The organism is Kitasatospora sp. NBC_01266 (assembly GCF_036242395.1).
Classification (GTDB): domain Bacteria; phylum Actinomycetota; class Actinomycetes; order Streptomycetales; family Streptomycetaceae; genus Kitasatospora.
Genome location: NZ_CP108458.1, coordinates 612,063 through 628,132, shown reverse-complemented (window position 1 = coordinate 628,132; position 16,070 = coordinate 612,063). Strand labels below are relative to the sequence as shown.

General features: G+C 71.1%; 14 protein-coding genes and 1 pseudogene. 8 read left to right on the top strand and 7 right to left on the bottom strand.

Going from position 1 to position 16,070, the window contains the following annotated elements:
• The first annotated feature begins 10 nt into the window (after positions 1-10).
• Genes OG403_RS02850 through OG403_RS02840 form a run of 3 tightly spaced genes read left to right on the top strand, consistent with a single transcriptional unit; the run spans position 11 to position 2,948 of the window.
• A complete protein-coding gene (locus OG403_RS02850) occupies positions 11-1,162 on the top strand; it encodes an ABC transporter ATP-binding protein (protein ID WP_329561123.1) in 1,152 nt (383 codons plus the stop codon).
• Positions 1,159-2,088: an ABC transporter permease gene (locus tag OG403_RS02845; protein ID WP_329561121.1), complete on the top strand. Its 930-nt coding sequence runs from the start codon at positions 1,159-1,161 to the stop codon at positions 2,086-2,088. The genes OG403_RS02850 and OG403_RS02845 overlap by 4 nt, the downstream gene beginning before the upstream one ends.
• Positions 2,088-2,948: an ABC transporter permease gene (locus OG403_RS02840; RefSeq protein WP_329561119.1), complete on the top strand. Its 861-nt coding sequence runs from the start codon at positions 2,088-2,090 to the stop codon at positions 2,946-2,948. The genes OG403_RS02845 and OG403_RS02840 overlap by 1 nt, the downstream gene beginning before the upstream one ends.
• 107 nt (positions 2,949-3,055) lie before the next feature.
• Here OG403_RS02840 and OG403_RS02835 read toward each other — a convergent pair whose 3' ends face one another.
• From OG403_RS02835 to OG403_RS02810, 6 genes are read right to left on the bottom strand one after another with little or no spacing between them, the layout of a single operon-like run.
• Positions 3,056-3,868 (bottom strand): ABC transporter ATP-binding protein, encoded by an 813-nt coding sequence (locus OG403_RS02835; RefSeq protein ID WP_329561117.1) that lies wholly within the window; start codon positions 3,866-3,868, stop codon positions 3,056-3,058.
• Positions 3,865-4,866 carry an ABC transporter ATP-binding protein gene (locus OG403_RS02830; RefSeq protein WP_329561116.1) on the bottom strand — a complete coding sequence of 334 codons (1,002 nt, stop codon included), beginning with the start codon at positions 4,864-4,866 and terminating at the stop codon, positions 3,865-3,867. Before OG403_RS02830 ends, OG403_RS02835 begins: the two co-directional genes overlap by 4 nt.
• Positions 4,863-5,801 carry an ABC transporter permease gene (locus OG403_RS02825; protein ID WP_329561115.1) on the bottom strand — a complete coding sequence of 313 codons (939 nt, stop codon included), beginning with the start codon at positions 5,799-5,801 and terminating at the stop codon, positions 4,863-4,865. Before OG403_RS02825 ends, OG403_RS02830 begins: the two co-directional genes overlap by 4 nt.
• On the bottom strand, positions 5,798-6,745 hold the full coding sequence (locus tag OG403_RS02820; protein ID WP_329561114.1) for an ABC transporter permease: 948 nt from the start codon (positions 6,743-6,745) through the stop codon (positions 5,798-5,800). Before OG403_RS02820 ends, OG403_RS02825 begins: the two co-directional genes overlap by 4 nt.
• A complete protein-coding gene (locus OG403_RS02815) occupies positions 6,745-8,394 on the bottom strand; it encodes an ABC transporter substrate-binding protein (protein WP_329561112.1) in 1,650 nt (549 codons plus the stop codon). Before OG403_RS02815 ends, OG403_RS02820 begins: the two co-directional genes overlap by 1 nt.
• Positions 8,395-8,438: 44 nt before the next feature.
• Positions 8,439-10,109 (bottom strand): amidohydrolase, encoded by a 1,671-nt coding sequence (locus OG403_RS02810; RefSeq protein WP_329561111.1) that lies wholly within the window; start codon positions 10,107-10,109, stop codon positions 8,439-8,441.
• 214 nt (positions 10,110-10,323) lie between these two features.
• Between OG403_RS02810 and OG403_RS02805 the strand changes: the two genes are divergently transcribed.
• Positions 10,324-11,043 (top strand): TetR/AcrR family transcriptional regulator, encoded by a 720-nt coding sequence (locus OG403_RS02805; RefSeq protein ID WP_329561109.1) that lies wholly within the window; start codon positions 10,324-10,326, stop codon positions 11,041-11,043.
• Between the two features lie 3 nt (positions 11,044-11,046).
• Here OG403_RS02805 and OG403_RS02800 read toward each other — a convergent pair whose 3' ends face one another.
• Positions 11,047-12,330 (bottom strand): M48 family metallopeptidase, encoded by a 1,284-nt coding sequence (locus tag OG403_RS02800; RefSeq protein WP_329561108.1) that lies wholly within the window; start codon positions 12,328-12,330, stop codon positions 11,047-11,049.
• A gap of 494 nt (positions 12,331-12,824) precedes the next feature.
• Here OG403_RS02800 and OG403_RS02795 point away from each other — a divergent pair, with 494 nt between their 5' ends.
• From OG403_RS02795 to OG403_RS02780, 4 genes and pseudogenes are all read left to right on the top strand, one after another.
• On the top strand, positions 12,825-12,983 hold the full coding sequence (locus OG403_RS02795) for a hypothetical protein (protein ID WP_329561106.1): 159 nt from the start codon (positions 12,825-12,827) through the stop codon (positions 12,981-12,983).
• A gap of 151 nt (positions 12,984-13,134) precedes the next feature.
• Complete coding sequence (gene nudC, locus OG403_RS02790; protein WP_124286798.1) at positions 13,135-14,034, top strand: NAD(+) diphosphatase; 900 nt, start codon at positions 13,135-13,137, stop codon at positions 14,032-14,034.
• A gap of 328 nt (positions 14,035-14,362) precedes the next feature.
• Positions 14,363-15,577 (top strand): alpha/beta hydrolase family protein, encoded by a 1,215-nt coding sequence (locus OG403_RS02785; protein ID WP_329561103.1) that lies wholly within the window; start codon positions 14,363-14,365, stop codon positions 15,575-15,577.
• 38 nt (positions 15,578-15,615) lie between these two features.
• A pseudogene (locus OG403_RS02780) lies at positions 15,616-15,927 on the top strand (IS5 family transposase); the annotation flags it as partial.
• Between the last annotated feature and the right edge of the window lie 143 nt (positions 15,928-16,070).

Here is a 16,070-nt window from a genome sequence, read left to right as displayed (position 1 = left end):
AGAAGCAACGATGAGCTCCAACGACGTACTGGGTCGAACCGAGGGCGGGGATCTCCGCCTGGTCGGCCTCACCAAGCGCTTCGGTGCCTTCACCGCCGTCGACAATCTCGACCTGACCATCCCCCAGGGATCGTTCTTCGCCCTGCTGGGCGCGTCGGGCTGCGGCAAGACCACCACCCTGCGCATGGTCTCCGGCCTGGAGGACCCGACGGCGGGTCAGATCTTCCTGGGCGACGCCGAGGTGACCGACACCAAGCCCTACCGGCGCCCGGTCAACACCGTCTTCCAGAACTACGCGCTCTTCCCGCACCTGGACATCTTCGAGAACGTCGCCTTCGGCCTGCGCCGGCGCGGGTTCAAGAGCGTCCGGCCCCAGGTGGAGGAGATGCTGGAGCTGGTCGAGCTGGGCCACCTGGCCAAGCGCAAGCCCAACCAGCTGTCCGGCGGCCAGCAGCAGCGCATCGCGCTCGCCCGCGCGCTGATCAACCAGCCCCAGGTGCTGCTGCTGGACGAGCCGTTGGGCGCGCTGGACCTCAAGCTGCGCCGCCAGATGCAGATCGAACTCAAGCGGATCCAGACCGAGGTGGGCCTGACCTTCGTCCACGTCACCCACGACCAGGAGGAGGCCATGACGATGGCCGACACCATCGCGGTGATGAACCAGGGCCGGATCGAGCAACTGGGCTCTCCCGCAGACCTGTACGAGAACCCGGCCAGCACCTTCGTCGCCAACTTCCTGGGACAGTCCAACCTGATACCCGGTGTGGTCGAGGGCGTCGCCGGCGGCGTGGTCACGGTGCGCGCCCACGGCCGCACGCTCACGCTGAACGCCGACCGCGCCCGCGCCACCAGCGGTGCCGTGATCCTCGGCGTGCGACCGGAGAAGGTGCAGATCGCCGCGACCGAGGACGAGGTGCCCAGCGGTTTCAACTGCCTGACCGGGACGGTGGTCGACACCTCGTTCATCGGTGTCTCCACCCAGTACCTGGTCAGGCTGGCCTCCGGCGAGGAGATCTCGGTGTTCGAGCAGAACACCGGCCGCGCCATCCAGCGCCCGGGCAACGAGGTCGCCGTCTACTGGGACCCGAGCCAGGGCTTCGGCCTGGACGGCACCCAGGACATCGAGGCCGGCGCCGTCCTGGACGAGGAGGGCGCCGCATGACCGCTGTCGCCGACCCCGCGGCCGCAACGGCGCAGCGCCCGCCGGTCGCGGACCACAAGCCGCGCCGCAACCTGACCCCCTGGATCCTGCTGCTGCCGGGCCTGCTCTGGCTGACCGTCTTCTTCCTGCTGCCGATCCTCACCTCGGTCTCGGCCTCGGTGCAGACCGGCAACTACGACGACGGCTTCAAGCTGACCTGGCACTGGGCCAACTACGGGCACGCGATCTCCGACTACGGGACGCAGTACTGGCACTCGGGCCTGTACTCGACCCTCACCACGGTCCTCTGCCTGGCGCTGGGCTACCCGGTGGCCTACTTCATCGCCTTCAAGGGCGGCAAGTGGAAGTCGCTGCTGATGGCACTGGTGATCGTGCCGTCGTTCACCAGCTTCCTGATCCGCACCATCGCCTGGGAGACCATCCTCGCCGACCAGGGCCCGGTCGTCCACGTGCTGCGGAGCGCGCACATCCTCGGGCTGACCGACGCGCTCGGCTGGACCACCGGCAGCCATGTGATCAACACCCCGGCGGCGGTGGTCTGCGGCATGGTCTACAACTTCCTGCCGTTCACGATCCTGCCGCTCTACACCTCGCTGGAGAAGATCGACCCCCGGCTGCTGGAGGCGGGCAGCGACCTCTACTGCAGCACCTTCACCACCTGGCGGCGGATCACCCTGCCGCTGTCGATGCCCGGTGTCGTCGGCGGCACCCTGCTGACCTTCATCCCGGCGGTCGGCGACTACATCAACGCCCAGCTGCTGGGCAACCCGAACACCGGCGTGGTCGGCCAGAAGATCGAGGACCTGTTCCTGCGACAGACCTCCGGCTACCCGGTCGGTTCGGCGATCTCGGTCGTGATGATGGTCGGCACGCTCGTCCTGGTGATGAGCTACATCCGCAAGGCCGGTACGGAGGATCTGCTCTGATGACGACTCTGACCACTCTCCCCGCGGCAGCCGCAGGGGCCCCGGCGGTCCGCCGCCGCAGCCCGCTGAGCTGGGCCCGCGAGCACATCCTGCTGGTCGTCACGGTGGCGATCTTCGTCTTCATGCTGCTGCCCAACGCGGTCGTCCTGTGGATGTCCTTCAACCAGCCCGTGGGCAAGTTCAACTACGTCTGGAACCACTTCTCCACGGCGGCCTGGGCCAACCCGTGCGCCAACCCCGGGATGTGCCACAGCATCGGGCTCTCGCTGCAGATCGGCGCCGTGGCGACCGTGGTGGCGACGGTGCTGGGCACGATGATCGCCTTCGCGATGGTGCGCCACCGCTTCAAGGCCCGCTCCGGCATCAACGCCCTGCTGTTCCTGCCGATGGCCGCCCCCGAGGTGGTCATGGGCGCGACGCTGGCCGCGATGTTCTTCAACACCGTCGGCCCCGGCGGGCTCGGCTTCTGGACCATCACGATCGCGCATGTGATGTTCTGCGTCAGCTACGTCGTGGTGACGGTCAAGGCCCGGCTCGCGGGCATGGACCCGACCCTGGAGCGGGCGGCCCAGGACCTCTACGCCACGCCGTTCCAGACCTTCATGAAGGTCACCCTCCCACTGGTGGCCCCCGGTATCGCGGCGGCGGCCCTGCTCTCCTTCGCGCTGTCGGTGGACGACTACATCATCACCGTCTTCACCGCCGGCAACCTGGAGACCTTCCCGATGTACATCTGGGGATCCGTGCAGCGCGCCTACCCGGCGCAGATCGACGTCATCGGCTCGATGATGCTGCTGGGCACCATGGCGGTCATCGCGCTCTCGACGGTCCTCGGCCGGGTGCGAGCCGCCCGGCGGTAGCCCGGTCACGACCGGGCCCCTCACGACAGGGCCCCTCACGACAGGCCCCCGATCGCGTCAGCGGTCGGGGGCCTGTCGTACTCAGCGGCTTGTCACCGCTTCCTGGCCTACACCCCAACTCTCCAGCCCGGCACCGGAACCGCCTCGCGCAGCGCCCGGGTGTACGCCTGCTCCGGCGCGTCGAGCACGCGGGCGCAGTCGCCCTGCTCGACCACCCGACCGCGGCGCAGCACCAGCACCGTGTCGCAGAGCTGCCGCACGACCGCCAGGTCGTGCGAGATCAGCAGGTAGGTCAGCCCGGTCTCGGCGCGGATGTCCGCGAGCAGGTTGAGGATCTGCGCCTGGATCGACACGTCCAGCGCCGAGACCGCCTCGTCCAGCACCAGGACCCGCGGCCGCGCCGCCAGCGCCCGGGCGATCGCCACCCGCTGGCGCTGGCCGCCGGAGAGGTCGCGCGGACGGGCCCGGGCCTGGCGCTCGGTCAGGCCCACCTGATCGACCAGCTCGTCGAGTCGCTTCGCGCGCTGGTCCGCCGTCAGCCCGCCGTGGTGCCGCAGCACCTCCTCCACCGCGGCCCGCGCGCTCTGCCGCGGGTCGAGCGAGGTGTACGGGTCCTGGAAGACGATCTGCAGCTCCCGCGCCCGGGCGCCGCGCTCCGCGCCCCGGCGCGCCGGCCGGCTGCGGTCGCGGCCCAGCACCGCGATCCGGCCGCCGGTCGGGCGTTCCAGCCCGACCAGCATCCGGGCGATGGTGGTCTTGCCCGAGCCGGACTCGCCGACGATACCGAGTGAGCCGCCGACCGGGACGTCGAACGAGACGTCCGCCACGGCCTGGTGCCGCACCCCGCGCGGGCCCTTGAACACCTTGCCCAGTTCCCGTACCTCGACCGCCTGCGCGGTGTCGGTCGCTGCCGCGCTCATGCGCTCGCCTCCTTGCTCGTCCGTGCCGGGCGGATCTCCGCCACCCGCGCGCAGCGCACCAACCCGCCGTCGAACTCGGTGAGTTCCGGTGGCCGCTGCTCGCAGACCGGCCGCGCGTGCGCGCAGCGCGGCGCGAAGGCGCAGCCCGGGCCCGACTCGAAGGCGGAGACGGGGCGGCCGGGGATGGCCGCCAGCCGCTCCGCCCGCTCGTCGATCGCGGGTCGCGAGCCGAGCAGCCCGGCCGTGTACGGGTGGGCGGCGCGCTCGTGCAGGGTGTCGGCGGACCGGAGTTCGACGATCCGCCCCGCGTACATCACCGCCACGCGGCCGCAGACGGCCAGCGCGAGGTCGAGGTCGTGGGTGATGAAGACCATGCCCATGCCGCGGTCCCGGCGCAGCCGGTCCAGAATGGCCACGACCTCCTGCTGGATCGTCACGTCGAGCGCGGTGGTCGGCTCGTCGGCCAGGATCAGCCGGGGCTCGGCGAGCAGCACCGAGGCGATCATGACGCGCTGCAGCATGCCGCCGGAGACCTCGTGCGGGTACTGCCGCAGCCGCCGGGTCGGGTCGTCGATGCCGACCTCGGCCAGCACCGCCGCCGCCCTGGCCAGCGCCTCGCGTTTGGGGACCTTCCGGTTGCGGACCAGCGCCTCGATCAGGAACGCGCCGATCCGGCGGGTCGGGTTGATGTGCGCGCGCGGGTCCTGGAAGACCAGGCCCACGCCGCCGTCGCGGTAGGAGCGCAGTGCGGCGGCGTCCATCGCGCCGACGTCGGCGCCCTCGAAGCGGATCGTGCCCGAGGTCCGGGCCCCGGCCGGCAGCAGCCGGGTGATCGCGCGCACGGTCATCGACTTGCCCGAGCCGGACTCACCGACCAGGCCCAGCGCCTCGCCGCGGGCGAGGGTCAGGTCGATGCCGTCGAGCAGCGTGCGCGAGGCGGCGGCCTCGGTGTCGATGTCGACCGTGAGGCCCGACAGTTCCAGCAGTGGCCCGCTCATCCGACGGCTCCCACGGTCGTCTCCTTCTGCTCCGGTCCGCCCGGCCGCGCCGGGTCGGGGGCCTGCTTGCGCGGGGTGCGCTTCGCGCGGCGCAGGTAGCCGGGCGGCTGCTCGCCGCTGATCCGCGCGCCGAGCACGGTCAGTGCCAGGACGGTGAGCACGATCAGCACGCCCGGTGCGATCACCGGCAGCCAGTACCCCTTCATCAGCGCGTCGGTGTCGCTGACCATGACGCCCCAGTCGGGCGTCGGGGCCTGGACGGCGAGGCCGAGGTAGGAGAGCGAGGCCAGGTCGAGCAGCGCGTAGCCGAAGGCGATCGCGGCCTGGCCGACCACGGTGGGCGCGATGTTGCGCAGCACGTGGCCGACGGAGATCCGCACCATGCCGAAGCCCTGCACCGACAGGGCGTCGACGTACGGGCTGACCCGCTGCTGGCGCGCCGCCGCCCGCACGATCCGGGCCAGGAAGGGCACGTAGGCGATGGAGAGCGCGGCGACGGCCGGTGTCAGGCCGGGACCGAACAGGGCCACCGTCAGCACCGCGAGCAGCAGGCCGGGCAGCGCGTAGATCAGGTCGAAGACCCGGGCCACCACCGCGTCGACCCAGCCGCCGTACCAACTGGCCAGCAGCGCCAGCGGGATGCCGAACAGCAGCGACACCCCGACGACCAGCGCCGGGCCGAGCAGGCTGGTGCGCGCCCCGAACATCAGCCGGGACAGGATGTCGCGGCCGATGCCGTCCGCGCCGAGCAGGTGCGCGGCGGACGGGCCGGTGTAGGCGTCCAGCAGGCTCTGCCGGTTGGGGTCGACCGGGGCGAGCAGCGGCGCGGCGATCGCGACCACCAGCACGACCAGCAGGAACACCGCCGAGGCGGTTCCGGAGCGGCCCAGCTTCCTGGCCGTCTTCCGCAGTGTCTGGCTCAACGTCTGTCTCACGATGTGCTCCCTGCCTCGCGCAGTCGCGGGTCCACCAGGGCCTGGATCAGGTCGCTCACCGCGTTGCAGACCACGAACGCGGCGACCAGCAGCAGCGCCACGGCCTGGACCACCGGGAAGTCCTTCTGGGCCACCGACTGGATCGTCAACTGCCCGATCCCCGGCACCGCGAAGGCGGACTCGACGACCAGCGTCGAGGCGAAGGTGCCGGCGGTCAGCAGGCCGACGGCGGTGATGATCGGCGGCAGCGCGTTGCGCAGCACGTGGCTGCGGAGCACCACCAGTCGGGGCAGGCCGCGCACCAGCGAGGTCTGCACATGCTCGCGCTCCAGCTCCTCGCGGACCGCGTTGCGGGTGACCCGGGCCAGGAAGCCGCAGGAGATCACCGCGAGCGCGCAGGCGGGCAGCACGAGTCCGTCGATCTTCCCGCCCAGCCCTTCGCCGATGCCGGAGGCCGGGAACCAGCCCGTCCTGATCGCGAAGACCGAGATCAGCAGCGTGGAGGCGACGAACGGCGGCACGCTCACCGAGACCGAGGTGAACGCGCTGACGGCGCCGTCCACGCGGCCGGGCCGCACCGCCGCGGCCAGTCCGAGGCCCAGGCCCAGGAGCACCACCAGCACCATGGTCATCAGCACCAGCAGCAGTGTGGTGCCGAGCCCGGCGCTGACCCGGTCCGCGACCGGCTGGCCGGTGACCATCGAGGTGCCCAGGTCGCCGTGGAGCACTCCGGTCAGCCAGTCCCAGTAGCGGACCGGCAGCGGCTGGTCCAGGTGCAGCCGGTGCCGCACCGCCGCGCGGGCGGCGGCGCTCGGCACCCGGCTGCCGAAGAGCACGTTCTCCGGGCTGCCGGGGGCGAGGTAGAGGCTGCCGAAGATCAGCACGCTGGACAGCAGCAGCGTGGTGAGCAGCCCGCCGAGGCGGTGCAGCAGCAGTCGGGCCATCAGGGCGCCCCGATCGCGGTCACCCAGGCGTTGTCCATGTAGGAGAAGGTCAGCGGCGCGCCGGTGACCTCGTGGCTCTGGAAGAGCAGCGCGCGCGGCGCGACGATCGGGATCCAGGGCAGGTCCTGCCCGAGCACCGCCTGCGCCTTCAGCACCGCCTGGGCCCGGGTGGTCGGGTCGTTGGCGGCCTGCGCCGCGTCCAGGTCCTGCTGGACGGCGGTGTTGGCGTAGCCGTTGAAGTTCTGCGCGCCGGTCGCGGTGGCGTAACTCGCGTACATGCTCTGGGCTTCCGGGTACTCCATGTAGTTGATCGTCAGGAACCCGTCGTAGGCGGCCCGGGCCTTCGGGTCGGTGAACAGGTTGCCGTACTGCTGGTCCGGCAGGCCGATGATCTTGACGTTGAGGCCGATCGCCTGGCCGGTCTGCTGGAGCACCTGGGCCAGCTGCGCCTGGGACGGGGTGCCGGCCGCGTACGCGATGGTCACCTGCTTGCCGCTCGCACCGGCCTGCTTGACCAGGCTGGTCGCGCCCGCCAGGTCCGGGCCCTTGGCCAGCTGGTTGTAGGCCGCCCGGTAGACCGACTCGGCGGGGTTGCCCTGCCAGAAGCCCGGCCCGGCGACGGCGTAGAGCGGGTCGGCGGCGCCGCTGTAGATGGTCTTGGCGATGCCGGCCCGGTCGATCGCCATGCTCAGCGCCTGCCGGGTGCGGGCGTCGGCCAGGCCGCCGGCGAAGTCGGAGACCACCAGGTCGACGTTCTGCGTGGTCGAGCCCTCGCCGCCGACGTAGAGCTTGCCGCCGCTCGCCCGGCTCAACTGCGAGACGGTCGACGCCTGAAGGTCGAACGCGCCCTGCACGGCGCCCGAGGTGAGCGCGTTGGCGAGCGCGGACGGGTCGCCGAGGAACTTGAAGGTGACCGTGTCGGCCTTGCCCGCGTGGCTCGGGTCCCAGTAGTTCGGGTCGCGCTTGAGCACCATCTGGTTGGTGCCGTCGAACGACTGGATCGTGTAGGGCCCGGCGCAGACCACGCCGGTGTCGGCGTTGCCGAAGTCGCTGCCGGCCTTGACCGCGAAGGCCTTCTCCACGACCGCCGCGCCCAGGGTGCCCAGGGTGCGCACGAAGACGTAGTCGGGCTTGGTGAGCGTGACGGTCACCTGCGCCGGCCCGGTGGCCTTGATCGAGGCGACGTCGTTGTAGGAGTCGGCGTAGTTGCTGGCGACCTGCGGGTCCATGTTGCGGGCCAGGCTGTAGACCACGTCGTCGGTGGTGACCGGCTGGCCGTCGCTGAACCGCGCCCGCGGGTCGAGGTCGACCACCACGTGCTCGGCGTCGGGCTGGCTCCAGGACGCGGCGATGCCGGGGTGCATCGAGTAGTCGGCGGCGACCCGGATCAGCGGCTCGCAGACGTTGCCGAGGATGGTCTCCTCGGGGTAGTCGGCGGTCTTCACCGGGTCCTCCGCGTACGGCGCGCGGTAGTCCCCGGACCAGGTCAGCGAGCTGATCGGCTTGGTCCCCGGCGCGGTGGTCACCTGCGCGGTCGAGAAGTTGCTGCTGGCGGCCGGCGCCGCGGCGCTCCCGCCGGGTCCGCACGCGGTGACCAGCAGGGCCACCGCGGCGGCGCAGCCTGCGGCACGCGGGATTGTGGTGTTCACGGTTCTCTCTCCTTGGCTCTGACGGCGCTCCCCGTCCCGGTGGTTCACTCGGATTCGGCGTCGGTGTAGTGGACCAACTCGCCCTGGACGTAGGTGCGCAGCACCCGGGTCTCGGCGATGGCCTGGCTGGGGCCGGCGAACGGGTCGCGGTCCAGCACCACCAGGTCGGCGAGTTTGCCGACCTGCACGGAACCGGTCCACTCGTCGAGGTGGTTCACCCGGGCGGTGCCGGCCGTGTAGGCGGCCAGCGCGGTGCCCAGGTCGATCCGCTCCTCGGGGTTGAGCACCCGGTTCGGCTCCTCCTCGCCGGTGCGGTTGACCGCGACGTGCACGCCGGCCAGCACGTCGGGGGTGCTCACGGACCAGTCGCTGCCGGCCGCGAGCATCGCGCCGGCCCGGACCAGCGAGCCGAACGGGTACTGCCACCCGGCCCGGGGTTCGCCGAGGAACGGGATGGTCAACTCGTCCATCTGCGGCTCGTGGCAGGCCCAGAGCGGCTGGATGTTGGCGGTCGCGCCGAGCTCGCGGAAGCGGGCGATGTCGTCGGGGTGGACCACCTGGAGGTGCGCCAGGTGGTGCCGGTTGTCGCGGCGGCCGTTGCGGCGGATGGCCTCCTCGACGGCGTCCAGCGCGTTGCGCACGGCCCGGTCGCCGAGCGCGTGGAAGTGCACCTGGAACCCGGCCGCGTCCAGCTCGGCGACGTAGCCGCCCAGTTTCGCGGGGTCGACGAAGTCCAGGCCCGCGTTGGCCGAGGAGCAGCCGCAGCCGTCCAGGTAGGGCTCCAGCATCGCCGCGGTGTGGTTCTCCGCGACGCCGTCCAGCATGATCTTGACGGTGCCGGCCCGGAAGCGCTCGCCGCCCCGTTCGGCCTCGGCGCGGCGCTCCAGGAAGCCCGGCAGCTGCTCCAGCCCGCCGGCCCGGTCCCACCACTGCGCGCCGCGCACCCGCGCGGTCAGCGTGCCCTCGCGGTCGGCCCGCAGGTAGGCGCCGTAGACGTCGCCGGGGCCGAAGTGGGCGCCGACGGCGGCGTCCTGCCAGCCGGTGATGCCGAAGGAGTGCAGGTAGGCCTGGCCGGCCAGCAGGCCCTGGTAGAAGTCCTCGTCCGTGGGCGGCGGCAGGTGACGGGTCACCAGCTCGGCGGCGCCCTCCTGCAGCATGCCGGTCGGGGTGCCGTCGGCCTCGCGCTCGATCCGCCCGTCGGCCGGGTCCGGCGTCTCGGCGGTGATGCCCGCGATCTGCAGCGCGCGGCTGTTGACCCACAGGCCGTGGCCGTCGCGGTTGGGCAGGGCGACCGGACGGTCGGGGCAGACGGCGTCCAGCAGCGAGCGGTGCGGCGTGCCGCCCGGGAAGGCGTCCATGCCCCAGCCGCCGCCGGTGATCCAGGCCGCCTCGGGCCGCGCGGCGGCGTACTCGGCGACGGCCCGCTGGTACTCGTCGGCGGTGCGCAACTCGTGCAGATCGCAGCTGCGCAGCGTGGTGCCGGCCAGCACGGGGTGGACGTGGGCGTCCTGGAAGCCCGGCAGCAGCAGGCGTCCGGCGAGGTCCACGACCTCGGTGGCGGCGCCGATCAAGGGCCGGACGTCGTGGTCCGAACCGACCGCGACGATGCGCCCGTCGCGCACGGCGACGGCGGTGGCCCAGGACCGGGCGGGGTCGACGGTGTAGACGGGGCCGCCGAGGAAGACCAGGTCGGCAGGGGGGTGAGCGAGGTGCACGGGCGCTCCAGAGCATGGGGGAGAGCGGAGACGGCGGAACCTGAACGGCGGGCCACGGAAAGGGCACTGCCGGATGATGGGAGAAGAAAAGCCGATGACAATGGCCGTGTCAATGGCATTGACACGCCCGCGCCGTTACGATCGAGTGAAGCGCCCCGGCGTGACAGCGCCAGAACCGAGCGAACGATGAGGAGCGGCCCGCGTGGAGGCCCAGGTGGCGGAAGAGTCAAAGGCGAAGCGACGTGCGACGCTCACCCGAGAGTCGATCCTGGAGGCGGCACTGCGCCTCTGTTCGCCCGAAGGCGGCGGCCAGCTCACCTTCAGCCGCCTCGGCAAGGAGCTGGGCGCGGACCCGACCGCGGTCTACCGCCACTTCCGCGACAAGGACGAACTCATCCTCGCCCTCACGGATCTGACGGTCCAGGAGGGCGTGAAGCTGGCCCGGGCCGCGCTGCCCGACGGCCCGTCGGACGACTGGCGCGCCTGGCTCACGGTCACCGCGCGCAGCGTACGGAACTCCTACCTGGCACGGCCGGCGGTGGCGGTGCTGGCCGCCGCGCGGACGACGGCCAGCCCGGCGGAGACGAGCAGCGTCGAGGAGCTGATCTCGGTCCTGCACCGGGCCGGCCTGCCGGTCATCGCCGCGGCCGAGTGCTACCGCCAACTCCTGGACCTGACACTGGCGATGACGCAGTACACGGCGGCGTTCTCGTCCCTCGACCCGGCGACGCAGGCGAAGGACGAGGCCGCGTGGGCGGTCAAGTACCGCATGCTGCAGGAGCGCGACTTCCCGCTCCTGCACAAGAGCGCCGAACGGCTGACGGAACTCTTCCGCAACGACGAGGAGGTGTTCGAACTGATCCTGGCGACGTTCCTGGACGGCATCGCCATCCGGATCGAACGTGCGCGGGGAATCCGCGGGGGAGTTGACTGAGCCTCAGAAATCGATCAGCTCGTGGGCGATCCGGCGGCGAGCGGGGGCGAGCTCCCGGTGGATCGCCGCCCACTGCGATCGGTCCGCGACCACGGCCGCGGGCTGCTGCGGGCGTTCGGAGCGCAGCCGGACCCGTAGGTGGGTGGGCGGGTGGCGGGTGTCCACGGCGGTCATCTCCCGGGCGCTGAGCCGGGCCCGGCGCTCCCGCTCCGTGGCCGGAACGGACTCCAGGTACGCGCTCAGCCCGGTCCAGAACTCCTCCACCGGGTCCGCGCCGGCGGGGAGCGCGCGGTTTCGCGCGGCGGCGCGCAGCTGGGACACGTGGTTCCCCACACTGTCCTTCAGGAACAGCTTGCCGAGCATTCCGCCGGCGGCGGCCGAGGAGGCGACACGGGCCGCCATCTCGTCCGCGAGGTACTCGGCGCGCTGGCTGCTGAGCGCGGTCAGCCGGTGCAGCGCGCCGTGCAGGAGCCGGACCGGAACCGCGCACCACAGGAGCAGCCAGGTGACCAGGTCGTCGAAGGCCCGCTTGCTGCCGTTGCGCGGCCGGAAGCGGTCCCCGGCGTGCGGCATCATCAGCGCGTGCCAGGCCTCCAGCGTGCGCAGCGCGGTGTGCAGCCAGGGGCCGCGCCGCTGGTCGCCGTTGCTGCCGTGGCCCAACTCGTGGCCGAGCAGGGCGATCCGCTCCTGCCCGGTGAGCGCGGTCCACAGCGGCAGGCCGAGGCTGAGCTCGACCCGTCGGCGCAGGCCCCGGACACCGTAGGAGGCGTTGTACGCCCTGGTGATCCTGAGCCGGTCGGGGCGGCGGGTGCCCAGTTCGTCCGCGACGCGCTCGACGAGGGCGTACAGCGCGGGAGCCTGCTCGCGGGCGAGCACCGCGGGATCGCCGCGCCAGCCGCCGAGCCGGGGGCGCAGCAGCCAGGTCAGGCAGAGGCCGGCTGCCCCGAGCAGTTTGAGGAACGGGTAGCCGCGGACCAGCAGCCACAGCGAGCCGGCCAGCACGCCGAGCGTGCACAGATGCACCAGCGCCGCGAGCAGCACCGCGAGGAGCCACGCAGCGCCGCGTCCGATACGCAGGTCGGCGGGGCGGGCGGCGAGCTTGGCGTACAGCCGCTCGACCCGGGCGTGGTCGCGCGCACGGCGCCACCGACGCCAGCGCCCGCGGGACGGCTCGGCGCCCAGATTCCACTCGCAGACCGGGCACCAGGCGGTGAACCGCGGGTCCGTGACAATCCGGGCGCCGCAACCGGGGCACGGCCGCGTCGAAGTGGTGAGCGTTTCGGGCACAGCGCCTGATCATGCCGCAACACCGAGCGACCGCGGCACTCGGGGTGCCACGGCGGACTACCGGTGGCAGAACCGTTGCGCGTCCTATGCCGGATGGTTGCCGCTGACCCGCAGGATGGTCGAAGTTCGCCCGGCGTCTCGCAACCCGCAGTGCTGACGAAGTGATTGCCGAACTCGAACGGATCGCGGGAATTTTACTGAGCCTGGATACTGACGGCACGGGCGCGTCGCCCGCACGCCGGTCAGCCCACGCGACCCTGCCCTCCTCACCGCCGTGCTGCCCGAACCGAGGAGCACGGCCCGTGGCAGCGGACAGGAGACGGCGCATCGCGATGAACTGGCCCGCCTGGCCGAGAGCCTGCTGAGCGAGCCGACCGTCCGCAACCTGTGGCGCCAGCAGCTCTCACTGACGCGCATCTTCGACTGGCTGGAGGGCGCCCGACTGGAGCGTGGTGGTACACGACCGGGACGAAGGCGGGTACTGGGAGCATGCCATGAGCTTCGCCGAGTGGCTCTACCGGCACCTCATTGGCGAGGAAGTCATCCATCCCAATGGAACGTATTTCTACCCCGGTCCGGTCAATCTCGAACACCTGCCCATGAGTCCGGACGATCGCCCCGTTCCCTGGCACAGACCTGACCGCGGGATGTGACGGTGGTTATCTAGTGTTGTCAAGCCATCGAGCCAGTTCATCCCAGATCTGATCCGGTAAGGCATGTTAGGCAAGTTCTAGCTGCGGAGGGTGTCGGCGGACGTATCCGCTAGTGTCGAGGACAGGCAGACACTGTGATCCAGGAGGAGCGGTGTACTACAGCGGGTTGGGGCTCGACCGTGTCGTTGATCGGCGGGGAGACTCGGACTGGATCGAGGCACTGCTGACCAGGGCCAGTACCCAGGTCATTCCCCTGTGGCAGGACCAGTGCCTGGTGCGAAACGAAACGCCGTTGCGGCTGCCCTTGGCCCAGGCGAGGGACATCCTCGTCGCGGCCGGCGACCGGGTGCTGCTCGGCCTCGAAGGCGAGAGGGCGGTGTTCGCGGCTGATGTGTCCGGGCTCGAACGGGAGAGCGCCGTCGAGCTGGCCGGCGCGGACAGGATGCTGGACGTGCGGGCGATGGTTCCCACCATCACGCCGGACGAAGCGGGTCTGCTGGCGTACGCGCGGGGAATTCTGCACTGGAACCGCAATCAGCGGTTTTGTGGCGCCTGCGGGGGCCCGGCCCGGTCCTGCAATGGTGGCCACCTGCGGACCTGCCAGAACTGTGGGAAGCTGCTGTTCCCGCGGATCGAACCGGCCGTGATCGTGCTAGTCGAGCTTCCGGGCACGCCCCGGCGCTGCCTGCTCGGCCGCCATGCGGCATCCGGCCCGAACCGCTTCAGCACCCTAGCCGGGTTCGTCGAGATCGGCGAGAGCTTCGAGGACACGGTGCGCCGCGAGGTGCGGGAGGAAGCCGGCGTCACCGTGGGTGCGGTGACCTACCAGGGTTCCCAGGGGTGGCCGTTCCCGGCCGGGGTGATGATCGGGTTTCGCGCCGAGGCTCTTTCCGACGCGATCGATGTGGACAACGTGGAAGTGGTGGAGGCACGCTGGTTCACGGCCGCGGAACTGCGCGCGCGGCTGGCGGACGCTGCTCTCGGCGGCCCGTACCGGGTCGATTCGATTGGCAAGGCGCTCATCGACCAGTGGCTGGCCGACACAGACTGAACCGATGCGGTGCGAAGACAGATTTTACGCTGCCTCGCTCATCTTCTGCTTCAACTCGGCCACCGCCTGCGTCCGTTATCTGGGGTTGAGTAGCCAAAAGCGTCGGCGTCACCGGGGGTGGACATGAGGGCTGGGCGGGGGCCGGGTGGGCAGCGGTCAACAACATCGCCTGGCAGTCCCTCATCGCCGCCTTCACCCAGGAGAACGGCATCGTCGACGCGCCTCTCTTGTCCGACTGCAGAATCAGCAACGGTGGCAACGGTGCCACCATGGATGCGGGTGCCAGGCTCATGGCAGACCCCCGTCGAGGTGTCCTAGCGTCGATCCCATGAAACGCAATCGCCGTATCAGCGCTGTCGCGGTGCTGGCGCTCGCCGCCCTCGTCACCGGAACCGGCGCCGGGTTCGCCGCCACGACCACACCGTCGGCCACACCGGTGGCCACGCACGCGTTCGACACCGCACCGGCCACGGCCACGGCCACCGCGCCCACGCGGTCCTTCCAAGGCACGCTCCCCGCGCCGACCGGCCCCTACGCCGCCGGCGAGGACGTCATCCACCTCACCGACGCGAGCCGTCCCGATCCGTGGGTGCCGTCATCCGGCCCCCGCCAACTGACCGTCACGATGGTCTACCCGGCCGTCCCCGGGACCGGGACTCCGGCCCCTTATATGACCCTCGCCGAGGCAGCCGGAGTCATCCAGCAGCGGAAGATGCCGGCGAGCTCCGGCGTCACCCCACAGAACCTTTCCAGTGTCACCACTCACGCCTTCGACGGTGCGCGGCCGCAGAGCGGCAAGTATCCGCTGGTGGTCCTTTCACCCGCGTTCGAGGACCCGCGCATGGTGCTCACCTCGCTCGCGACCGACCTGGCCAGTCACGGCTACGTCGTCGCGCTCGTCGGCCACACCTACGAGGACAGCGGCGAGACGCTGGCGAACGGCCAGACGCCGCCGTGCGCGATCTGCGATGACCCGGCGCTCGACTTGGACTCCGTCGCCGCCAGCCGTGCGCTGGACGTGTCCTTCGTGATCGACCAGTTGACGCATGGCAATACCGCGTGGCGCCTGGCACACCTCATCGACAAGCACGAGATCGGCATGGCCGGACACTCCATCGGCGGAGCGGCGGCCGCCGCCACGATGATCGCCGACCCGCGAGTACGGGCCGGAGTGAACATGGACGGCACCTTCCACCCGGCCCCGATGCCCGGCCAGATCAACCGGCCGTTCCTCATGCTGGGTGCGGCCGTCAACCACGCGCCCGGCGGCGACGACTACACCGTGTGGGAGCAGGCCTGGGCCGCCCTCGGCGGCTACAAGAAGTGGCTGACGGTCGCCGGCGCCGACCACTTCAGCTTCAGCGACCTGGACCTGCTTCTGGAGGAGGCCGGGTTCCCGACGCCGCCCCTCTCCCCGGAACGCGGGGTGGTGATCACCCGCGAGTACGCGACAGCGTTCTTCGACCAGACGCTGAAGGGGATCCACAGTCCGCTGCTGGACGGCCCCTCGCCGAACAATCCGGAAGTACTCTTCCAGCACTAGGCAGTGTCCTGGCGATCAGTTGAGTCGTTGATAGGACTGTGGGACATAGGGGTGATCTGACGGATGCACAGTGGGAGCGGCTGGAGCCGCTTCTGCCGGTGAGCAACGGTCGTTGTGGCAGGTGGCGGGACCATCGGCAGGTCGTGAACGGGGTGCTGTACCGGATCCGGACGGGCGTGCAGTGGCGTGATCTGCCGGAGCGGTACGGGCCGTGGAAGACGGTGCACGAGCGGCATCGTCGCTGGTCGGCGAACGGGACGTGGGAGCTGTTGCTTCAACGGGTCCAGGCCGAGGCCGACGCGGCGGGTGACATCGACTGGGACGTGTCGGTCGACTCGACATCGACGCGCTGCAGGTAGGCGTCGTCGACGGGCACCTCGCCGCGCAGCTGCCAGATCAGCGCGTCCTATGCGGAGCAGGTCGTCGGGGGTGAAGTGGATGCGCATAGCCGTCCTCATGTTTCAGCCTCGGCCGAAGGGATTGCCTCGCGGGT

Bases quoted from the DNA above. Each gene is read 5' to 3' on its own strand.
- OG403_RS02785 (WP_329561103.1), top strand. From the start codon at position 14,363: ATGAAACGCAATCGCCGTATCAGCGCTGTCGCGGTGCTGGCGCTCGCC.
- OG403_RS02795 (WP_329561106.1), top strand. From the start codon at position 12,825: ATGAGCTTCGCCGAGTGGCTCTACCGGCACCTCATTGGCGAGGAAGTC.
- OG403_RS02850 (WP_329561123.1), top strand. From the start codon at position 11: ATGAGCTCCAACGACGTACTGGGTCGAACCGAGGGCGGGGATCTCCGC.
- OG403_RS02840 (WP_329561119.1), top strand. From the start codon at position 2,088: ATGACGACTCTGACCACTCTCCCCGCGGCAGCCGCAGGGGCCCCGGCG.
- OG403_RS02830 (WP_329561116.1), bottom strand. From the start codon at position 4,866: ATGAGCGGGCCACTGCTGGAACTGTCGGGCCTCACGGTCGACATCGAC.
- OG403_RS02835 (WP_329561117.1), bottom strand. From the start codon at position 3,868: ATGAGCGCGGCAGCGACCGACACCGCGCAGGCGGTCGAGGTACGGGAA.
- OG403_RS02845 (WP_329561121.1), top strand. From the start codon at position 1,159: ATGACCGCTGTCGCCGACCCCGCGGCCGCAACGGCGCAGCGCCCGCCG.
- OG403_RS02820 (WP_329561114.1), bottom strand. From the start codon at position 6,745: ATGGCCCGACTGCTGCTGCACCGCCTCGGCGGGCTGCTCACCACGCTG.